Genomic DNA, 19073 nt, shown 5'->3' with positions numbered 1-19073 from the left:
GAACACCACCGCAACAGCACCCGGAGTCCGCGCCACCTGAGCATCAAACACATCAACCAACGTCACACCCGGCAACAGATGGTCAGTCGAATTCCACGACTCGAGAACCAACTCCCGCTCACCCGAAACGAACACCTCGATATCGCCGATAGCCCTATCCGGTTCCGCAACAACATCTTCCAGAATCCGAATGAATCTCTCCCCGAATTTCGTCACTGTCGGCCCATCGAACACGTCGGACGCGAAAGTGAACGATCCGGAGATACCGTCCGCAGCACCCAACTCGTCGTAGCGCTCCGCAAGCGCCAACTGCAGATCGAACTTGGACACTCCGGCATCAACGTCAACCACCTCCACCGTCAGTCCCGGCAATTCCAGATTGGGGGCGACGGTGTTCTGAAACTCCAGCAGGATCTGAAACAGCGGAGAGTGTGAGGTCGAGCGATCCGGTGAGAGCACTTCTACCACTCTCTCGAACGGCAGCTCGGTGTGGCCGAATGCTTCCAGGTCAACCTTCCGTGCCTCGGACAGCGTCTGGGCGAAGGTCGCGCCCGGGTCGACGGCCGTCCGCAGCACCAGTGTGTTGACAAACATCCCGACCAGATCGTCGAGAGCCTCCTCCCCGCGTCCTCCGATCGGCGTCCCGATGGTGATGTCCGTGGACCCACTCACACGCGCAACCAATACCACCAGTGCTGCATGCATAACTATGAACATTGTGGAGTTGTGTTGCCGTGCAAGCGCGAGCAGGTCCCGATGCAACGCCGGAGATACCGAAAACTTGACGATCCCGCCTTGCAACGAACGCTCCCGGGGCCGCGGCCGATCCAGGGGAAGATCGATCGGCCCGGGGAAGTCTGACAATGCCGACTTCCAGTAGTCCAACTGCGCTGACATGATGCTGTCGGGATCCTGTCCGCTACCAAGAATTTCCGTCTGCCACAGACTGAAATCGGCATATTGCACAGTGAGCGGATTCCAGTCTGGCGACTGCCCCTGAACCCGCGCGTCGTAGGCGATTGCCAGATCGCGAGCGAGTGGTGCCAGCGACGCTCCGTCGGCCGAAATATGGTGAACCACCAGCATGAGGACGTGCTCGTCCGGTCCGGTCCGGAACAGAACGCCCCGCACAGGCACAGTCTTGCTCACATCAAAACCCTGGGAAGCGAACTCGGCGATCGACGCTTCAACATCGCTGCAATCCTGCGGTGTCAGGTCCGGAACCACCGGGGCCGACGGAACGATCACCTGATGAGGGCCGTCTGGAGATGCCGGATAGACAGTCCGAAGCGACTCATGCCGTTCGATGACATCACCCAGTGCCGCCCGGAGCGCCTCCACATCGAGATCGCCGGACAGGCGCACCGCCATCGGGATGTTGTAAGCCGACGAGGAGGTGTCGAACTGGTTGATGAACCAGATACGCTGCTGCGCGGGCGAAACCGGGATTATGCCGGGACGTGATCGTGCTGTCAGAACTGGCCGGTCGGGGTGCCACATCGCGGCTTGCCCGATCTGCTCTGCCAGTGTCTCCACCGTCGGTGCTTCGAACAGCGTCCGGACACCGAGGTCAGCGCCGAGAGCCCGATTGAGTCGCGCAATCACCCTGGTTGCGACCAGCGAGTTTCCTCCGAGGTCGAAGAAGCTGTCGCCCCGGCCAATTCTAGTCACGCCCAGTACGTCGGCCAATACCTGCGCAACTGTCTGCTCGACAGGGCCTGTCGGGGCGCGGAACTCCGCCTCCGACGAGCCGAATTGCGGCGCCGGCAACGCTGCACGATCGAGTTTCCCCACCGCCGTTATCGGCATCTCGTCCAGTACAACGATCGCGGCCGGAATCATGTACGTGGGCAATTGATGTACGGCATAGTCCATTAACTCGGCAGTCGCGAGCACGTGCCCAGCCACCGGCACGACGTACGACACAAGCGCCGTATCGCCCGACGGCCCTGGCCGCGACATCGTCAACGCTGTCCTCACGTGTGGATGAGTGTGGAGGACGGTATCGATCTCGCCCAATTCGATTCGGAATCCGCGTACCTTCACCTGAAAGTCACTGCGGCCCACGTACGCGAGTGTGCGATCGGTTCTCCAGCGCACCACATCCCCGGTTCGATACATCAGCTCACCTGGGCTGCCAAAGGGGTTGGCTACGAAGCGTTCTGCCGTCAACACAGGTTTGCCGTGATACCCGCGAGCCAGTGCTTCACCCGCGACGTACAATTCCCCAGCTACTCCGACTGGTACCGCCTGTAACCGTGCGTCGAGAACTACCTCGCAGAATCCTCGCAACGGTCCACCCAAGCTGATCGCGGCCGCCGGCGACATCGGTTCACTGATGTTCGCCATGATGGTTGCCTCGGTCGGCCCGTAGGCATTACACAATCTCCGACCCGGCGCCCATCGCTTCACCAACTCCGGCGGGCACGCCTCACCGCCGAATATCACGTTCTGCAACTCGGAAAGTCCTTCCGGTTCAACAGTTCCGAGCGCAGCAGTGGTAATAAATCCGTGCGTGACGCGCTCAGTTCTCAGAAACCGGGACAACTCTTCCCCACCGTAGATCGTGGGCGGAACAATCACCATCGTCGCTCCGGCTCCGAAGGCAAACAGATACTCGGACACCGACGCATCGAAACTCGGAGTGGAAAAATGCAGGGTCCGCGAGTCTTGCGTCGCCCCGAAGCGTGAAAGTAGCTCGGCAGCAAAGCTAGCCAGTCCTCTATGGGTGACCGGCACGCCTTTGGGCCTGCCCGTGGAACCGGACGTGTAAATCACGTAGGCGGGATTATCCAGGCGGAGCGGCCGGATACGTTCAGCGTCGGTAACCGCTGACACTGCTTCCGTCGAACACTTCGTCCGAAGCTCGGGGTCGTCGAGCACCAGCCACGGAATCGAATTCGGCAGTCGCGAACGATCAGCAGACACAGTCACACCCGCAGCGGCGCCGGAATCATCCAACATGTGCTGGATCCGGCCTGCGGGATAACTCGGATCCACCGGTACAAATGCCGCGCCAGTCTTGGCTATTGCCAGCATCGACAGGACTGACTCGATTGAGCGTGCAATCCCCAGTGCTACAAAGTTTTCCGTGCCAATGCCCTGCGCTGCCAATACTCGCGCAAGCTGGTTCGAACGCTCGTCCACTTCGCGATAGGTCAACCCGACACCGCAAGACGAGAGGGCAATGCCGTCGGGATTCGCTTGTACTGCCGCGTCGAACAGTTCCGGTAGCGTGCGTTCCGAACTGGCCACTGCGCCCTGAACCGGAACGAGAGTGTGACGTTCGGCATCGACGAGGATATCGATGTCGCCTACCCCCACACCGGGGGTGATCGTGACCGCCTCAAGAATGCGGCGAAATCTCGTCCCGAGACCACGAACAGTCTCCACGTCGAACAGATCTGTCGCGAACCCGAGTTTCACCGTGATACCGGAAGGGTTGCCGCCTGCATCGAAGGCTTGCGACGCGGTCGCCCGAAGGTCGAACCGTCCGATTCCGTTGTCCCCTATACGCTCTGTCCCTTCGTGATCCTCGAACATCACCTGAACGATCGGGGAATATGCCGGCGAATCGCCCACCTCGAGTGACCGAACCAACTCCCCGAACGGAACCCCGCTGTGATCGAAGGCCTCCGCATTGATGTCCCGAACCAGACACAGGAGATGCGTGAAGGACATTTCCGTCTCAACGCGGGTCCGCAGCACAACGATGTTCGCGGGCCCGGAGACCGCGGTTCCAACCACCACGTCGGATGTACCCGAAAGCCTGCTCAGCAGCACGGCGAAAGCCGCATGCAGAACCGCGAAACTAGTGGCGCCGTGCTCTGAGGCCACTTCGATCACTCTGCGGTGGGTATCAGTGCCAATCAGGACTTCGACGCCCTCAGATCGCAGGGATTGCGAGGCCGGCCGAGCCCGATCGGACGGCAATTTCAGCAGCTCGGGCATCCCCGAAAGCTGATTCTTCCAATATTCGAGTTGGTCAACTACTCGACGCCGTCGCTCGCCCTCGAGAGCGGTCGCCCGGTGAATTGTGTCGAGCCTGGAGTCCAGGTCTGACGCAATGAACTCTTCCAACAATTCGACGAATTGCGTGTGGTGCGTCCGCAGCACGGAGTCCGTGTACCGATTCGGATTGGCTCGGAAGTCGACGAAAATCTCTGCTTGCGTGCCGCTCGGGTACACGTTGACCAGGAGATCTTCGACCGGACCGGACGTGACGATGTGGTACTCGCCCACTATGGAGCCCAGAGCAATGTTTTGCCGAAATAGCATGACGTTGACCATGGGTCCGGACAATCCGTCCCCACTGCTACCGAGATCGCGACGGATGTCGTCCAGACTGCACCGCTGATGCCGCAACGCACCCATCAGTTCTTGCTGAACCGAAGACACGAGTTCGGAGACTGTATCCCCTTCGTCAACCGAAATCGCCAGCGGCGCAACGTTGACCATCATGCCGCCGGATTTGCGCAGCGTTGACGTTGTTCGTCCGAGAAGCGGAACATTTACCAGTACAGTGGTTTTGGATGTCATTCGCGACAGATAGCAGGCCATGGCGGCGACGACCGTTGCTGCCTGCCGCTCGGATTCCTCGAGCCCGACACACGCCGTGCCGGAGAGCAAGGCACTTTCGACTCTGCTCCTTGCCAGAGCGGGCCCCGACACGTCGGAAAGGGTCGATCCTTCGACAGCCGAAGTTCGCGCCGCCCAATACTCCCGATCTGCTGCATACCGATCCGACGATCGATAGCGGGAGTCGATCTCGTACAGTTCACGCTGGGTAGCAGCATAACTTGAATCCGGTTCACAGCCGGCGACCGCAGCCGAATAGCGGTGTGCGATGCGGTTCATCATCGTCATGGCACCGTATCCGTCGAGCGCGACGTGATGGATGCGGCTGTACCACAGGTAATGCGACGCTCCAACGCACAGGATCGAAGTTTCGACCAGTCGATCGACTCCGAGATCGAGTTGCCTCTGGTAGTCCCGATTCATCAGTTCGTGCGCAGCGGCAACCGGGTCGGCCTCGCCACGAAAGTCGATGACGTCGACTGGAATATCGATGGTGTCGTCCACGTACTGCATCGGGTGGCCGTCAACCTCGACCACCCTGAGCAACGGCGACTCGAACTCGCGCGCGACCGCAACAGTTTCCTTTCGCAACAACTCGACGTCGAGTTCTCCGCGTAACTCGACGTAGTGCGCGATCGAAATCGGTATGTCGGGTTGAAATTGTTGCGCGAACCAGGTCGCTCGTTGCGCTGCAGACAACGGAAAATACTCAGCGCCGGATGTGTGCTGTAGCACCACCTCCCCTCGCTCCGCTCGACCGGATATGGACTTCCTGACGTCGATAGGTTCCACCACGGTCCCGCCCTGTAGGTCGCGCGACCGGGGGAAACATGGCCGCCTGACAAATCTGTACTCACATCGATGAGAGGCGGAACCCGCCCCTCATCAGAACGCGTACCCAAAATCAGGACATACACGCATCATGAAGACTCGAAAGTCGACCAATGTGACATAAAATTGCTTCTTGACAGTAACTGTCATATTAAGTGAAGCTGTCATTAGTCGGCAAGATTCAACAGGTTCGAACTACTACGAAGGGGTGCTACCCGATGTCATTGCGCGCAAGGCAACGCTTGCAAGTGCGAGCAGAGATCCAACGAGCGGCACTAACCCTGTTCGCGCGAGACGGATTCGAGAACGTCACCACTGACCAAATTGCGTCCGAAGCCGGAGTCTCCGCGAGTACGTACTTCCGGCACGTTCGCAACAAGGAAGACCTCCTCCTGGATCCAGTGCGGCAAGGTGGCGCAGGAATTGTGGCACTCCTCGAGGCTCGGCCCGAATCGGAACCCGCAGACCTCGCCGTGTCGAGGGCAATCCTGGAACGGTCCAGCACTCTCGAATCCGCCGAGGTAGAGCACTGGCGCGCAGCCTTTCGGACGGCCCCACACCTGATGGATCGTGTCGCTTTGATCGCACCGGAGCATCGCGACCGATTCGTCGAGCTCGTGGCCCAACGAATGCAGTGCGATCCTGAAAGTGACAGTCGCCCAGGCCTTCTCGTTCACCTGATGTTGGCCGCAGCAGAGTTCGGATATCGCCAGTGGATTCGGAGTCCTCAGAAGCGAGAAGCGTCCCTGCCCGTTTGTGTCGAGGGTGCACTCGACGCCGTTCTCGATACCCGTTGGCGCACAACGAACGCCCAAGACCCGGAAGGATACGACGCTCGATGAACCCGATCCCAAATGGCCCGATCCCCACCGAAGTCGATCTGATCGTTGTCGGATCCGGCGCCGCCGGCATGTCCGCAGCCATCACCGCCGCCTGCAACGGCCTCTCGACAGTCATTGTCGAGAAGTCGCAGTACTGGGGCGGCTCGTCCGCGCGGTCCGGCGGCGGAGTCTGGATCCCGGGAAATTCGGTACTCCGCCAACAGGCGCCGGCCGATGAACTCGATTCTGCGCGAGAGTATCTCAACAGTATCGTCGGCGACGACGCTGATACCGAACGCATCGACACCTACATCGACCGAGGCCACGAAGCACTCGACTTTCTCATTCGCAATTCTGCCTTGAAGCTCGAATGGGTAAAGGGATATTCCGACTACTTTCCCGAAGCTCCCGGCGGTCGCGCTTCCGGACGCTCCTGTGAGCCTTTACCTTTCGATGCGCGAGCACTGGGCGACGATCTCGCCACTCTGCATCCGTCGTACATGAAAACTCCACTCAACGTCGTCGTCAAGCAGTCGGATTATCGGTGGCTGAGCACCGGACTTCGCCACTGGAGAGGCCCTGCGCGCATGCTCCAGGTGGGCGCTCGAACAGTGGTCGGAAAGCTGCGACGAAAGAAGCTGATCGGACTGGGGTCCGCACTTATGTCGGAACTGATGATCGGCGTCCGGGCGGCAGGTGTACCGGTACTGCTCAATACTGCAATGCTGGATCTGATCACCGCCAATGACCGCATTGTCGGCGTAAACCTCGAAAGCGGAGGCGTTCATACAACCATGCACGCTCGACACGGCGTCGTCCTGGCGTGCGGTGGATTCGACAACAATAACGAGATGCGAACCAAGTACCAGCGTCAACCGAGCAGCGCCGAATGGACACTTGGTGCACCGACGAACACCGGCGACGGCATCACTGCTGCAGTCCAGCAAGGTGCCGCAATCTCGTACATGGACGACGCATGGTGGGCACCGTCCATACCTCTCCCGAAGGGACCGTGGTTTGCGCTCGCGGAACGCTCGCTGCCGCGCAGCGTCATGGTCAACGACAGAGGTCAGCGTTTCATGAACGAGTCACTCCCCTACGTCGAGGCCACACACGCGATGTTCGGTGGAAAATTCGGCCGTGGCGACGGACCGGCCGAGAACATCCCGGCCTGGCTGATCTTCGACCAGACCTACCGTGACAGATACCTATTTGCTGGCATTCCCGCGCGCAGTCCGATGCCACGCTCGTGGCTGGCATCCGGCACAATCGTTACCGCTGAAACAATTTCCGAACTCGCCCTCGAAATCGGCGTACCCGAGACAGCGCTCACGGCAACGATCAACCGATTCAACGGCCATGCATGCAGCGGTACCGATCCCGACTTCGGCCGTGGTGCAAGCGCATACGACCACTACTACGGTGACATCACCAACAAGCCCAACCCCAGCCTCGGCGAACTGACCAAAGGACCGTTCTATGCGGCCAAGATGGTGCCCGGCGACCTCGGCACCAAAGGCGGGATCAATACCGACAGCCAGGCTCGCGCTTTGCGTGACGACGGAACCGTCATCGAGGGGCTCTACGCGGCCGGCAACACAAGTTCGCCGGTGATGGGCCATACCTATGCCGGGCCAGGCGCAACTATCGGCCCCGCAATCGTGTTCGGCTACCTTGCCGCCCTCGATGCCTCAGGGAAATTAGCTCACGCCTAAAGGCTTGCAGGCGGACCCTTTTGAGCGATAATCGCGGTTCCCATCCAGCGGCGCAGATACCGGCGCAGTTCGTCGTCGCTACGCGGCGGACTACCCGGCGATACGAAGAACGACTGCATGGTCCGGAGGACAAATTCGACGAGTTCGCGAAGTGACGCGTCGTCGTATCCGTAACGCTCCCAATCGACGTCGAAACGGCTGATCATCATGATTCCGAAGGCCTGCGCCTCGTCGGAGGTGATGCCGTCGGGGTGGAGGCTCGAGTAGGTTCCCGTGAGCAGAATGCCGAGATGCGGCGTTCTGCGGACCTCGGCGAGTGTGTACACCACTCCTTCGGTCATCGCGTCGACAGGATCTTCGATGCCGGCCACGTGCTGGGTCAGTCGATCGAGAAAACCGTCGACCGACGCGATTGCTGCCGCCCTCATCAGGGCGTCGGCGCTGGGGAAGTACCGATAGACCGTCTGACGGATTACGCCCAGCGACTCCGCAACGTCCGCGATGTTGATTGCCGAACCCGTTTGTCCGATGAGATCGACTGCTGTGTCGACAATTCGACGAGTCGCTTCTTCGTCGCTGTCCGGCGGGTTGCCGCCCCACCCACGCCTTCGTGCCACTGTCGCTTCCTCGCCCGAACCATGCTCGAATCATGCTGTCGCGCGCCGAACTCGCGCTGAAAACCTGATTTGGGAAAGCTCGCAGACTATCCGGATTACAAGAGCCACAGGCTAACACAGCGCCTACCCCGCCTCGGGAAATGGCAATTCGAAACTCTGTTGCCGAATGTGAACATACACAAGAGTCGATCTGCGTATGATTGCTGTCACTGTGGCTTCGGAGCGTCCAAACGCGGCCACCGAACCTGCCCCTTCCGAAAGACGAGGTTTCGAAAGTGACCGACCTTCAAGTCCGAAAGATGAATTTCGCATTCGCAGACTACGACGTCCCGTTCCTCTGGAACGAAGAGAATCCGGCATTCTCGAGCATGGCCAACGCGGTCTCCTTCCTTGCGATCGGCTTCGAGAAGATGATCGTGAAGCTGATTCTTCAGGCGAAGCCGCTGCTCACCGATCCTGCCGTTGCCGAGGAAGCCGACGCCTTCATGCGTCAGGAGGGGCAGCATTCGACGGCGCATCGCCAACACGTCAAGGGACTGATCAAGAGCTTCCCGGGATTGCAGGAGACACTCGACGAAGTAATCGGAGAATTCGACAAGCTCACTACCGAGACTTCGGTGAACTACCGGCTCGCCTACACCGCAGACTTGGAAGCAACCTTCACGTCGGTGTTCAAGCTGATGCTCGACAATGACTCGACTCTGTTCCAGCCGGGAGACGACCGGGTCGCGTCACTGTTCATCTGGCACTTCGTCGAGGAAGTGGAGCACCGCAGTTCCGCTCTCATCATCTTCGAATCCGTCGTCGGAAGCGATCTCTACCGGATGCGCATGGCCCCATCGATCTTCCGGCACGTCATGAAGGTCATCAGGTTGGCATGCCTCGGCTTCAACAAGCATGTCCCCCTTGAAGATCGACAGGTCGACGCCATGGCAATGTTCGCCTCGTACCGCAACATGCAGTTCCTCCGTAAGCGACTCCCGATGCTTCAAGAGGAGTACAACGGCCCGATGTCGCGAGCATTCGACGTTCTCCCTCTCAGAGAACAACTCACCGCACTGCGAGGCGTCGTCCGCAGCCAACTGCCCAAGCACAACCCTGCCCACGAGAAGCTCCCCGCACTCGCCGACGTGTGGTTCAAGCGATTCGACGCCGGCTACGACGTCACACGCTGGTACACCGCCGATGCCGAGGTGAAATGATGGCTGATCTGTGTTCGCCCACCTTCAGTCAACTTGCGACGGAGCTCGGGTTTTCCTGCGACGAAGCCGGCGGACTCGTCGAATTCCGAAATCCCCTCGGACTCGAGAACTGGACTCTGCCGATCCTCGAATGGACCATCATCATCGGCTCCGTACTTGCGCTCGTACTAGCAATCGTGCGTCTGCGCCGCAACGGTGATCCCACCAACCTGGTGCTCTGGTTCGGTGCCACTGCATACCTTTTCATCATCGAACCACCGCTGTACTTTCCCGCGGCATTCGGCATCGAAAAGCATGTGGACACGATGTTCGCGCACAACGTATTCACCGTCGATTTCCTGTGGGGTCGACTCCCCCTGTACATCATCGCCATTTACCCACTGATGGCCACGATCGCCTTCGAAATCGTGAAGATGCTGGGGATTTTCCGACGGTACGGTGTGCTCGTCGGCGCAGTCTGTGCCGGATTCGTGCACCACGCCTTCTACGAAATCTTCGACCACCTCGGTCCACAACTTCGTTGGTGGGAATGGTCGACCGACAACCCGATCAACCAACCGATGTTCGACTCGGTCCCACTACCGAGCGTGGTCGTTTTCGCTGCACTGTGGCCGATGTCGCTGGCATTCTGCGTCCAGTTCTTCGTCGGTCGTCACGTCGATGCGGGTAAGCATTTCTCCGGACTCCAATTAGTTTGGCGCACACTGGTGATCGGAATTTTGGCATCGGTCGGCACATTCATTCTGCCGATTCCGGCAACAGTCTTCGGAGCCGGAAGTGACACTATCCGCGGGATCCTCTACGCAGCCGAACTTGTCATCCTCACTATCGTCGCGATCGCAGTTCTAGTCCGACAGTGGATGCGGTTGCGCACGGAACCGTCGACGGATGTTCCCTCCTACACAAACAATTTTGTCCGGTACTACGCCGCCGTTTACCTGGCAATCATGGCCATACTCTGGGCGACCGCGTTGCCTGACTTCTTCGGTGCCGTCGACGGTTCCACCAGTGCCGGCGATCCCATCGGAAATCTCTGGTACACGCTGGCATGCTTCGCCATCGCAATACTCTGCGTTGCAGCAACATTCACTGTGCCGAATAGAAAGTCCGACGAGAGCAACACACCTGCCGCTGAGGAATCATCAGTGGTTGGCACGAGTTAACCGATGCAAGTGGACGCGCCTCACGGCACGCGGTGCGTCCACTTCTCGGTGCTGAACTTGGTCTCTACCAACTCGCGTGCCTGTGCCAATTCGGCGTCGGTGTAATCACTGTCGTGAGTGTCGTACTGGGCCCGGAAGTGGTCTAAGAATGCAGTCAGGATCGCGGCGCGGGTCATACCGGTCTGCGAGCGGAGTGGGTCAACCCTTTTCGCGGCGCTCTTGGTGCCCTTGTCCGACATCTTTTCCCGGCCGATCCGCAGAACCTGCGTCATCTTCTCTGCGTCGATGTCATAGGCCATCGTCACGTGATGCAGCACTGTGCCCGAAGCGAACCGCTTCTGCGCAGCGCCGGCAATCTTGCCCTTGTCCGAAGCGATGTCGTTGAGTGGCACATACCGTGCGTTTATCCCGACGTCGGCGAGCGCACCCATCACCCACTGGTCGAGGAACGCGTAGGACCTCTCGAAACTCAGCCCCTCCACCAACGACGCCGGCACAGCCAGCGAGTACGTGATGCAGTTGCCCGGCTCCATGAACATGGCGCCACCACCGGAAATCCTCCGTACGACGCCGATACCGTGCCGCGCAGCAGCTTCGACGTCCACCTCGTTCCGAACGGACTGGAACGAGCCGATCACTACCAGCGGCGAATCCCAGTCCCAAAACCGCAAAGTGGGCGGGCGCTCGCCGGACGCGACCTCGCGCGCAATGACCTCGTCCAACGCGACATGCATCGCGGGATCGAGCACCACCGGCGGGATGACATCGAAGGTGTGGTCCGCCCAACTCGTGGCGTGACCGAGTGCGCGCCGGATCGCGATACCGACCGATTCCGGGGTGAACCCGATCATCGCAACAGACTCATCGAGTGACGCGGCAATCGCGTCAGCGAGTTGTTCGGCATTCGCGTCGGCCGGCATTCCGGTCAAAGCCGCGTTGATATCGTCCAGAGCACTGTCGGGCTCGAGGAAGAAATCACCCGACACCGCGACTCGGGACAGCTGCCCGTCCTCGATCTCGACGTCGACTGCTACCAGCTTGCCACCAGGAACCTTGTACTCTCCACGCATTTGCTCAGCCTATCGGTGTGCTTCAGCACCTCGGATTCCGGCAGGGATGCGGCAATGCTCGACGGATCAGCCTCACCACGCCGCCATCTGAGAACCTCCACCTTTCGGACTCCGAAGGACCATGATGAAAGGGACATACATGACGGACGTCGTATGTCGCTGCCACTAGTAATCGAGTGATGTGAGGAGCAGTGCAGTTATGGGCACCATGAAAGCTGCAGTAGTGCGATCGTTCACCGAACCATTGACAATCGAGAACATCAAGATACCCGAGCCCGGCCCGTTCGAAGCGTTGGTACACGTCGAATATTCGGGCGTCTGCCACACCGATCTACATGCCGCGCACGGTGATTGGCCAGTGAAACCGACACCACCGTTCATTCCAGGACACGAAGGTGTGGGAAAGGTCGTCGCAATCGGATCGTCAGTGACCCGGATCAGCGTCGGTGACACAATTGGCAACGCCTGGCTATGGAGTGCCTGTGGCGAATGCGAGTACTGCGAAACCGGGTGGGAAACCTTGTGCCCGAACCAAGAGAACGGCGGCTACTCGGTCGACGGATCATTCGGCGAGTACATGCTGGTCGATTCCCGCTACGCCCCGATCATTCCCGCCGGCATCGAGCTATCTGCGGTGGGCCCCATCCTGTGCGCCGGCGTCACCGTCTACAAAGGCCTCAAACAAACCGACACCCGACCAGGACAGTGGGTTCTGATCTCCGGAATCGGCGGTCTCGGACATATCGCGGTCCAGTACGCGGTCGCGATGGGGCTGCGCGTTGTCGCCATCGACATCGACGACGTCAAACTCGAACTCGCCACCCGACACGGGGCCGAATACACCGTCAACGCAGCGACGGTGGCGGATCCCGCTGCCGACATCAACGCCCACACCGACGGCGGAGTTCATGGCGCTCTTGTCACCGCCGTCAACGCGCACGCCTTCCCACAGGCAGTCGCCAGCCTGCGACGAGGCGGTACCGTCTCACTCGTCGGACTACCACCGGAGCAGTTCCCACTCGACATTTTCACCACTGTGCTATTCGGACTGACTGTGCGTGGATCGATTGTCGGCACCCGTAAGGACATGACGGAAGCGGTGGACTTTTTCGCCCGAGGGTTGATCCAGCCCACTTACAGTCTCCGCAAGCTCGAGGACATCAACGACGTCTTCACTGATATGGAGTCCGGACGGATCGATGGACGAATCGTCCTCGATTTCACCGAAGGCCGCCATGGAGAAGCGACCTAGCAGGTCTAAATCCCGGCAGTCACTGCACGCCGACAAGACAGTGTGCACTATCCAAACACTCTGAAGGTTGCTTGCTGCAACGGTTTTCGAAAAGCCTACTAAATCTCCGCTCCAAACTTCCCCTTGACTCGAATGTATGTTCGAGTACAATTCGGGGTAAGGATGGGGGGATCCGATGAGTATCGATACCGTAGTTGCCGATGTCGTGGCTGGTTCTGCTGTGAATGTGCGTGGCATGCTGTGGCGGTTACGTCCGTGCGAGGTGAGGGACGTTGCGGTCACCGCATCCGCGGAAATCCTTCGACTGGAAGCGATCCGCGTTGCTGCGGTCGACCAGTTAGCGCGTCATCCGGACGAGCAGGTGCTGTGTTACCGCGGTGTCGGTCGCTGGCTGGCTGCGAATACGATGCTGCAGAACGCGGCCGGAAACAAGATCGCCACCCTCGGGGCAGCGCTACGAGCGTTCCCCGATATCGCGGCGCAATTCGATGCCGGTGACCTCACCGTCGATCATGCCGCGGCGGGTCCGGTGCGTCGAAATCCGCGGGCGCGCCGAAACTATCGACACCGCCACTGCTGACTCTCGTGGTCTGGATGGTCCGACCATTCGCATCCACCCCGAACGCATCATCAGCTTCGGTCTCGACGACATGGAGCTCGATGTCCACAAACTAGTCACGAACGCGCGCGACATCTAGCGATCACTCGCCAACGCCGTTCGTCACCCCCGGATCAGCAACCTAGCCAAGACAAATGCGGCCGCTATCGCCGTCCCGGTGATAATTCCTTCCCACACGCTTCCGCTCGTCGCTCCGGCAGCGATCCCGGAGAAAGCCCCGGCGGACACCGCCAGCGCACCGTCGACACGTGCCGGCCGATCACGGAACATGACTCCAATTCTTTCACTGGTGCGCGCGGATTACTCTCTGTCGCCCAGCTGATCGGCGTAATATCTGCAATAGCCCTGGGGTTTCACAGCCCCATCGCCAGCCAAGATCAGACTTGTCACACACACCCGAGAATCGCCGATGACCACACATCCGAACCAACCCGTGACAGCGGGGAGTATCGACGAGTGGATCGATCTGATCCGGTCCAAGTTCGTGGCCCTCGATATTGCCCCTCAAACAGCGTCAGAACTACGGGAACCGCTCACCGGCACTGTCTGGAATCGACAGTTGGGACACCTTTCTGCCGCCGAGGTCTCGTCGGCGCCGCAAGTCTTCACCAGATCGAAACGGCTGGTTGCCGCCGAGCCTGCAGAACTCTTTCAGATCGGACTCGTTACCCAAGGCTCTGGTCACCTCATACAGGACGGTCGATCCTGCAACGTGGAAGTTGGCGACTTTGCCGTCTATGAGACCGCGCGTCCGTTCCGCTGGCAACTCGATGGCGATTGGAAGCTGTTGGTATTTACCTGGCAGCGAGAAGCGATAGCCCTCGAGCGATTCGAATCCGAGCAGATTACTGCTCTCCGCTTGCCCGGGAACTCAGGAATCAGCGGGATTCTCGCTCACGCTCTCACCGATGTCGTGAACTTGGGTAGCGATGTCTCCGCTGCCAGTGGAATCCGTTTCGCCGATGAACTTGCTGCTATGGCCGTCACCGCGGGTCTCGAACAACGCGAAATCACCGCTTCGACGCAAAGCCTGACCAAACGGGTTCTCCACTTCATCGAGCTGAACCTTGCTGACCCTCTACTCGATCCACAGCACGTCGCCGATCACTTCTTCATCTCCACACGCACTCTGCACCGACTGTTTGCCCGAGAAGGAGAAACCGTGGCCAACTGGATCCGGGGCCGACGGATGGAGAAGAGTCGCCATGCACTGTTGGTCGAACCGAACTCGAGCATTTCGACGATCATCGCCCGCTACGGATACTTCGACCTCGCGCAATTCAGTCGGAACTTCACAACGCGGTACGGGGTCAATCCCACGCAGTTTCGAGCCCGTTGTCACTGACCTCGCCCCAGAAGAAGACCAGCAGAAGACGGATAGACCTGTCGCCAAGCCTCAAGCACATGTCGCTGAGCATCAAACCCACCCAAGGTGCGATTGAGAAGATCAGTAGAAGAAAAAGACGCAGCGGACCGGAACAACCCTCACCAGAACTCGTCCGCGTAACTGGAAGCGGAACCCTATGATCTACAAGCCCTTACACCTCGGCGACACCACCCTTTTGACGGAGCCACGCACATGACCGTCGACGGCCTGACCCGGGCAGGTGTGCATTCACAATGCACGCTCATGATCCTGCGTTGCTCGAACTGCGCAACCTTGCTCGCACCGACAATGGCAGAGTGCTCATGGTGTCACGGCACCGCGTTCGTACCAGTCGAGTCCTGCGGCATCGGTTCGATCGTGTCGTTCAAGGTGGTCGAGCGCGAGGTAGACGATCTGTTCAGCAAGCTCGAACCCTTCACGATCGCGATTGTCGAACTCGACGACGGCCCTTGGGTGTACTCGTGGGTAACCGGAACGGTTCCGACAACGTCCGACGGTCGGGTCCGAGTCGAATATACGTCGACTGGGAGCGCCGGGCAGTTGCCCGTCTTCGTGGTTTCGTCAGGCCAAGTCCTACAGCCTGCGCTCGCTCAATCGTAGGTTCACGATCTCGAGAGCTGAATCTTCAGCGCCGTCTAATGCCAGGGACTGCGCTGCTGTGATGCTGTCGCACAACCAATCCCAATGCATTGTCACCAATCCGCCTTGCACCGGAACGGCTGCCAGCGACATTCCGTCGACGTTCCAACGCACGCGTTCGATCATCGGCGCGCCGCGCGCCAGTCGCTCACCGTCGAATGTGATTGGCGCGGAACGCACAACAGCGTGTTGCTCACCGACTTCTTGCACTTCACCCCATCTGACTCGGCAGTTCTGGAGAACGGAGAGGGGCACCGCACCGTGTTTACGAAGTAGCTTCACCCACGGATACACAACGAATACGTGAAAACTGTGGTGCGCGAGGGCGTGATCTTGCCCTCCGAGATCGGCGAGTAGACCCACGTCGTTGCGCAACCCGAATTCTTTACGTAAGTGCTGCAATAGCTTCCCCGGGTCCACTGCGCCAAGCAGATCGCTACCAACCCAATAAGCCTCGATCACCCGCGGATCAAGCGGATCGTCGATACCGGCGCCCCGTGCCAGCGTCTCGAGGTACGGCCATGCGCCGTCGAACTGCTGTGCCCGGTCCCGATCCTGATTCGTAGCAACTCCGCCGGCCTGACGTAGCAATGCCGATGGATCATCCGGCCCGCAGTACCCCAACTCGTTGGGGGGATACGCGTACCGTGCGAACAGGACCGGCCCAGCAGTTTCAACCGCGGCCATCAGCAAATCCGCGGAAGTTGCTCACCGGCAGGAAGATCCACTACCCGGTTTCCACCAAGGGCCGTCCGGGCGACAACCATTCCTCGATGCTCGGCTACGCACTCCCCGATCACCGCCGCGCCTTTACTTAGGGGGTTGCCACGCATCGCTTCCAGGATTCTGTCGGCATCCTCTCGCGGAACAAACGCTACAAGTTTCCCTTCGTTGGCCACGTACAGAGGATCCAATCCCAGAAGTCCGCAGGCGTCACGGACTGCCGCCGGAATCGGAAGGCTGCGCTCCACCAGTGCGACACCGATGTTCGAGGCCTGGGCGATCTCGTTGAGCGTGGCCGCCACACCGCCGCGAGTCGGATCACGAAGCACGTGAATGTCGACCCCCGTCGCAATCATGTCCGCGACGACGCCATTGAGTGCGGCGCAGTCACTTTCCACTTCGGTTCCGAATTCAAGACCGGCCCGGCAACTCATCACCGCAACGCCGTGCACTCCGATGTCCCCGCTGACGATCACCACGTCACCCTCTGCAGCTCGCGTCGGACGGATATCCACGCCCTCCGGCACCACGCCGATCCCAGCCGTGTTGATGAACACTCCGTCACCGTGACCAGCATCGACCACCTTGGTATCGCCTGTTACCAAACGAACCCCGGCCACGCGCGCGGCATTGCCCAACGCCGACGCGATCCCGGCAATGTCGGTGAGGGCGGTGCCCTCCTCGAGGATAAAAGCCGTCGACATCGCCAGTGGTTGCGCACCCGCCATCGCCAGATCGTTCACCGTACCGTTGACTGCAAGATCGCCGATTGTTCCGCCGGGAAACACCATCGGCTTGACGACGTAGGAGTCCGTCGAAAAGGCAAGGCGCACGCCGCCGATATCGATCAGCGCCGAATCTCCCAGTTCTGCGTCGGCTGCCTCACCGAAAGCCGGCAGGAAGAGATGCTCGATCAATTCCGCGGACATCGCTCCGCCGCCGCCGTGACCCATGACGATGTTCGGTGAATCGCGTAGCGGCAGAGGGCAAACCCAGGACGACGCGTCTACGAGTGCACCCTTTTCAGCCGGCATGACCCACCTCCTGCAAGTCCAAGCGTCGATAGAGGTAGTAGGCGGCGCACGCACCTTCGGACGAAACCATTGTCGCCCCCAGGGGATTACGCGGCGTGCACTGCTTGCCGAACGCACTGCATTCATGCGGCTTGATCAGACCCTGGAGCACTTCACCCGATCGGCACACCGTGGATTCCTCGGTATGAATGTGAGCGACTGAGAATCGTTGTTCTGCATCGAACTCCGCATATTTCGGTGCCAGTTGCCAACCACTGTCGGGGATGGAGCCGATTCCTCGCCACGTTCGATCGGAGACCGCGAACACGTCCTCGAGCATCGCTTTGGCTGCGGTATTCCCCTCGGCCGTCACGGCCCGTGCATAGGCGTTTTCCACCTCGTATCTGCCGGTCTCCAATTGCAGCACTGTCTTGCGGATGCCTTCGAGCAGATCGAGCGGCTCGAATCCGGTGACAACGATCGGTACCTTGTATTTCTCGGCCAGAGAAGGATATTCGGACGTGCCCATGACGCTGCACACGTGGCCGGCCGCCAGAAATGCTTGCACGCGGCAATCCGGTGAATCCATGATCGCCGCCATTGCGGGTGGGACGAGGACGTGCGAAACCAACAGTGAGAAGTTCTTGATTCCCAAGCGGTGTGCCTGGTACACGGTCATGGCATTGGCCGGCGCTGTGGTTTCGAATCCGATACCGAAGAACACGACTTGGCGGTCTGGATTCTCCTTCGCGATGGTGAGGGCGTCGAGGGGTGAATACACCACCCGTACATCACCGCCGGCACTTTTGATACGAAACAGGTCCGAGGAGCTTCCGGGCACCCGCAGCATGTCTCCGAACGAGCAGAAGATCACGTCCGGACGGGCCGCAATCTCGAGGGCTTTGTCGATGATTTCCAGCGGCGTGACACAGACTGGGCATCCCGGTCCGTGAATCATTTCGATCTGCTCCGGCAGCAATTGGTCGATTCCGTGTCTGATGATCGAATGTGTCTGGCCTCCACACACTTCCATGATCGCCCACCGACGGGTGGCGAGTGTACGGATCTGGTCCAGCAGTTTTCCCGCCAACTCAGGGTCGGAGAACTCATCCAGATACTTCACGATTCCTTCTCCTTCGATTGGATACCCACATCAGGTTGGACGCCTGCGGCGCGGGCAGCACGGGCGAATCCGTCACCGAATTCCTCTTCCAGGACACCGAGGTGCTCGAACTCCGCAAGGGTGCGCTTTGCCGATTCCTCGTCCAGCCGCTGAATGGCGAAACCGACATGCACAACCACGTATTCACCGACCGCTGCGCCCGGAATGTACTCCAAGCACACTTCTTTGCGTACCCCACCGAAGTTCACGACAGACATCAGTGTTCCGTCACGATTCTCCAGGGATTCGATTCGTCCCGGCACTGCTAGGCACATGGCACA

Annotated in this window: 15 protein-coding genes and 1 pseudogene; 8 read left to right on the top strand and 8 right to left on the bottom strand. The window is 59.7% G+C overall.

Annotated features, from left to right (window positions below; all coding sequences use genetic code 11):
* Window positions 1-5316 (bottom strand): non-ribosomal peptide synthetase (locus QM600_RS05390; RefSeq protein WP_283260435.1); only part of this gene is annotated, 5316 nt, incomplete at its 3' end.
* Between the two features lie 311 nt (window positions 5317-5627).
* On the opposite strand from QM600_RS05390, the gene QM600_RS05385 reads away from it, so the two are divergent.
* Window positions 5628-6251 (top strand): TetR/AcrR family transcriptional regulator, encoded by a 624-nt coding sequence (locus QM600_RS05385; RefSeq protein WP_283260434.1) that lies wholly within the window; start codon window positions 5628-5630, stop codon window positions 6249-6251.
* Window positions 6248-7945 (top strand): 3-oxosteroid 1-dehydrogenase, encoded by a 1698-nt coding sequence (gene kstD, locus QM600_RS05380; protein ID WP_283260433.1) that lies wholly within the window; start codon window positions 6248-6250, stop codon window positions 7943-7945. The genes QM600_RS05385 and kstD overlap by 4 nt, the downstream gene beginning before the upstream one ends.
* Here the strand turns inward: kstD and QM600_RS05375 are convergent.
* Entirely contained in the window at window positions 7942-8562 is a 621-nt protein-coding gene (locus tag QM600_RS05375) for a TetR/AcrR family transcriptional regulator (RefSeq protein ID WP_283260432.1), read from the bottom strand. The genes kstD and QM600_RS05375 overlap by 4 nt on opposite strands.
* Before the next feature lie 275 nt (window positions 8563-8837).
* On the opposite strand from QM600_RS05375, the gene QM600_RS05370 reads away from it, so the two are divergent.
* Window positions 8838-9764, top strand: a complete 927-nt coding sequence (locus tag QM600_RS05370) for a metal-dependent hydrolase (protein ID WP_283260431.1) — start codon at window positions 8838-8840, stop codon at window positions 9762-9764.
* On the top strand, window positions 9764-10927 hold the full coding sequence (locus QM600_RS05365; RefSeq protein ID WP_283260430.1) for a hypothetical protein: 1164 nt from the start codon (window positions 9764-9766) through the stop codon (window positions 10925-10927). Before QM600_RS05370 ends, QM600_RS05365 begins: the two co-directional genes overlap by 1 nt.
* Window positions 10928-10947: 20 nt before the next feature.
* Here the strand turns inward: QM600_RS05365 and lplAB are convergent, their stop codons facing one another.
* Window positions 10948-11997 carry a lipoate-protein ligase LplAB gene (gene lplAB, locus QM600_RS05360; RefSeq protein ID WP_283260429.1) on the bottom strand — a complete coding sequence of 350 codons (1050 nt, stop codon included), beginning with the start codon at window positions 11995-11997 and terminating at the stop codon, window positions 10948-10950.
* Between the two features lie 199 nt (window positions 11998-12196).
* Here lplAB and adhP point away from each other — a divergent pair, with 199 nt between their 5' ends.
* Together adhP and QM600_RS05350 are read left to right on the top strand one after the other, a co-directional pair.
* Window positions 12197-13249, top strand: a complete 1053-nt coding sequence (gene adhP, locus QM600_RS05355; protein WP_283260428.1) for an alcohol dehydrogenase AdhP — start codon at window positions 12197-12199, stop codon at window positions 13247-13249.
* Between the two features lie 175 nt (window positions 13250-13424).
* Window positions 13425-13766, top strand: a pseudogene (locus QM600_RS05350) (HNH endonuclease); the annotation flags it as partial.
* A 204-nt stretch (window positions 13767-13970) separates the two neighbouring features.
* Here QM600_RS05350 and QM600_RS05345 read toward each other — a convergent pair.
* A complete protein-coding gene (locus QM600_RS05345; RefSeq protein WP_283260427.1) occupies window positions 13971-14138 on the bottom strand; it encodes a hypothetical protein in 168 nt (55 codons plus the stop codon).
* Window positions 14139-14277: 139 nt separating this feature from the next.
* Here QM600_RS05345 and QM600_RS05340 point away from each other — a divergent pair, with 139 nt between their 5' ends.
* Together QM600_RS05340 and QM600_RS05335 are read left to right on the top strand one after the other, a co-directional pair.
* A complete protein-coding gene (locus QM600_RS05340; RefSeq protein WP_283260426.1) occupies window positions 14278-15213 on the top strand; it encodes a helix-turn-helix domain-containing protein in 936 nt (311 codons plus the stop codon).
* A 234-nt stretch (window positions 15214-15447) separates the two neighbouring features.
* Entirely contained in the window at window positions 15448-15855 is a 408-nt protein-coding gene (locus QM600_RS05335; RefSeq protein ID WP_283260425.1) for a Zn-ribbon domain-containing OB-fold protein, read from the top strand.
* On the opposite strand, the gene QM600_RS05330 is transcribed toward QM600_RS05335, so the two are convergent.
* The 4 genes from QM600_RS05330 to QM600_RS05315 are packed head-to-tail and all read right to left on the bottom strand — an operon-like array spanning window position 15829 to window position 19067.
* On the bottom strand, window positions 15829-16581 hold the full coding sequence (locus tag QM600_RS05330; protein ID WP_283260424.1) for a DUF6390 family protein: 753 nt from the start codon (window positions 16579-16581) through the stop codon (window positions 15829-15831). The two genes, QM600_RS05335 and QM600_RS05330, sit on opposite strands and share 27 nt — an antisense overlap.
* Window positions 16581-17651, bottom strand: a complete 1071-nt coding sequence (hypE, locus tag QM600_RS05325; RefSeq protein WP_283260423.1) for a hydrogenase expression/formation protein HypE — start codon at window positions 17649-17651, stop codon at window positions 16581-16583. The genes QM600_RS05330 and hypE overlap by 1 nt, the downstream gene beginning before the upstream one ends.
* Window positions 17641-18753: a hydrogenase formation protein HypD gene (hypD, locus tag QM600_RS05320; RefSeq protein ID WP_283260422.1), complete on the bottom strand. Its 1113-nt coding sequence runs from the start codon at window positions 18751-18753 to the stop codon at window positions 17641-17643. Before hypD ends, hypE begins: the two co-directional genes overlap by 11 nt.
* Complete coding sequence (locus QM600_RS05315; RefSeq protein ID WP_283260421.1) at window positions 18750-19067, bottom strand: HypC/HybG/HupF family hydrogenase formation chaperone; 318 nt, start codon at window positions 19065-19067, stop codon at window positions 18750-18752. The genes hypD and QM600_RS05315 overlap by 4 nt, the downstream gene beginning before the upstream one ends.
* Between the last annotated feature and the right edge of the window lie 6 nt (window positions 19068-19073).

The sequence above is a fragment of the Rhodococcus sp. IEGM 1379 genome (genome assembly GCF_030056815.1).
Lineage (GTDB): Bacteria > Actinomycetota > Actinomycetes > Mycobacteriales > Mycobacteriaceae > Rhodococcus_F.
The sequence above is the reverse complement of the archived record's forward strand: the minus strand, read 5'-3'. Positions and strand labels throughout refer to the sequence as shown.

Excerpts from the sequence above, each read along its gene's own strand:
- QM600_RS05385 (WP_283260434.1), top strand. The coding sequence starts at position 5,628 with ATGTCATTGCGCGCAAGGCAACGCTTGCAAGTGCGAGCAGAGATCCAA.
- kstD (WP_283260433.1), top strand. The coding sequence starts at position 6,248 with ATGAACCCGATCCCAAATGGCCCGATCCCCACCGAAGTCGATCTGATC.
- QM600_RS05365 (WP_283260430.1), top strand. The coding sequence starts at position 9,764 with ATGGCTGATCTGTGTTCGCCCACCTTCAGTCAACTTGCGACGGAGCTC.
- lplAB (WP_283260429.1), bottom strand. The coding sequence starts at position 11,997 with ATGCGTGGAGAGTACAAGGTTCCTGGTGGCAAGCTGGTAGCAGTCGAC.
- adhP (WP_283260428.1), top strand. The coding sequence starts at position 12,197 with ATGGGCACCATGAAAGCTGCAGTAGTGCGATCGTTCACCGAACCATTG.
- QM600_RS05345 (WP_283260427.1), bottom strand. The coding sequence starts at position 14,138 with ATGTTCCGTGATCGGCCGGCACGTGTCGACGGTGCGCTGGCGGTGTCC.
- QM600_RS05340 (WP_283260426.1), top strand. The coding sequence starts at position 14,278 with ATGACCACACATCCGAACCAACCCGTGACAGCGGGGAGTATCGACGAG.
- QM600_RS05335 (WP_283260425.1), top strand. The coding sequence starts at position 15,448 with ATGACCGTCGACGGCCTGACCCGGGCAGGTGTGCATTCACAATGCACG.
- QM600_RS05330 (WP_283260424.1), bottom strand. The coding sequence starts at position 16,581 with ATGGCCGCGGTTGAAACTGCTGGGCCGGTCCTGTTCGCACGGTACGCG.
- hypE (WP_283260423.1), bottom strand. The coding sequence starts at position 17,651 with ATGCCGGCTGAAAAGGGTGCACTCGTAGACGCGTCGTCCTGGGTTTGC.
- QM600_RS05315 (WP_283260421.1), bottom strand. The coding sequence starts at position 19,067 with ATGTGCCTAGCAGTGCCGGGACGAATCGAATCCCTGGAGAATCGTGAC.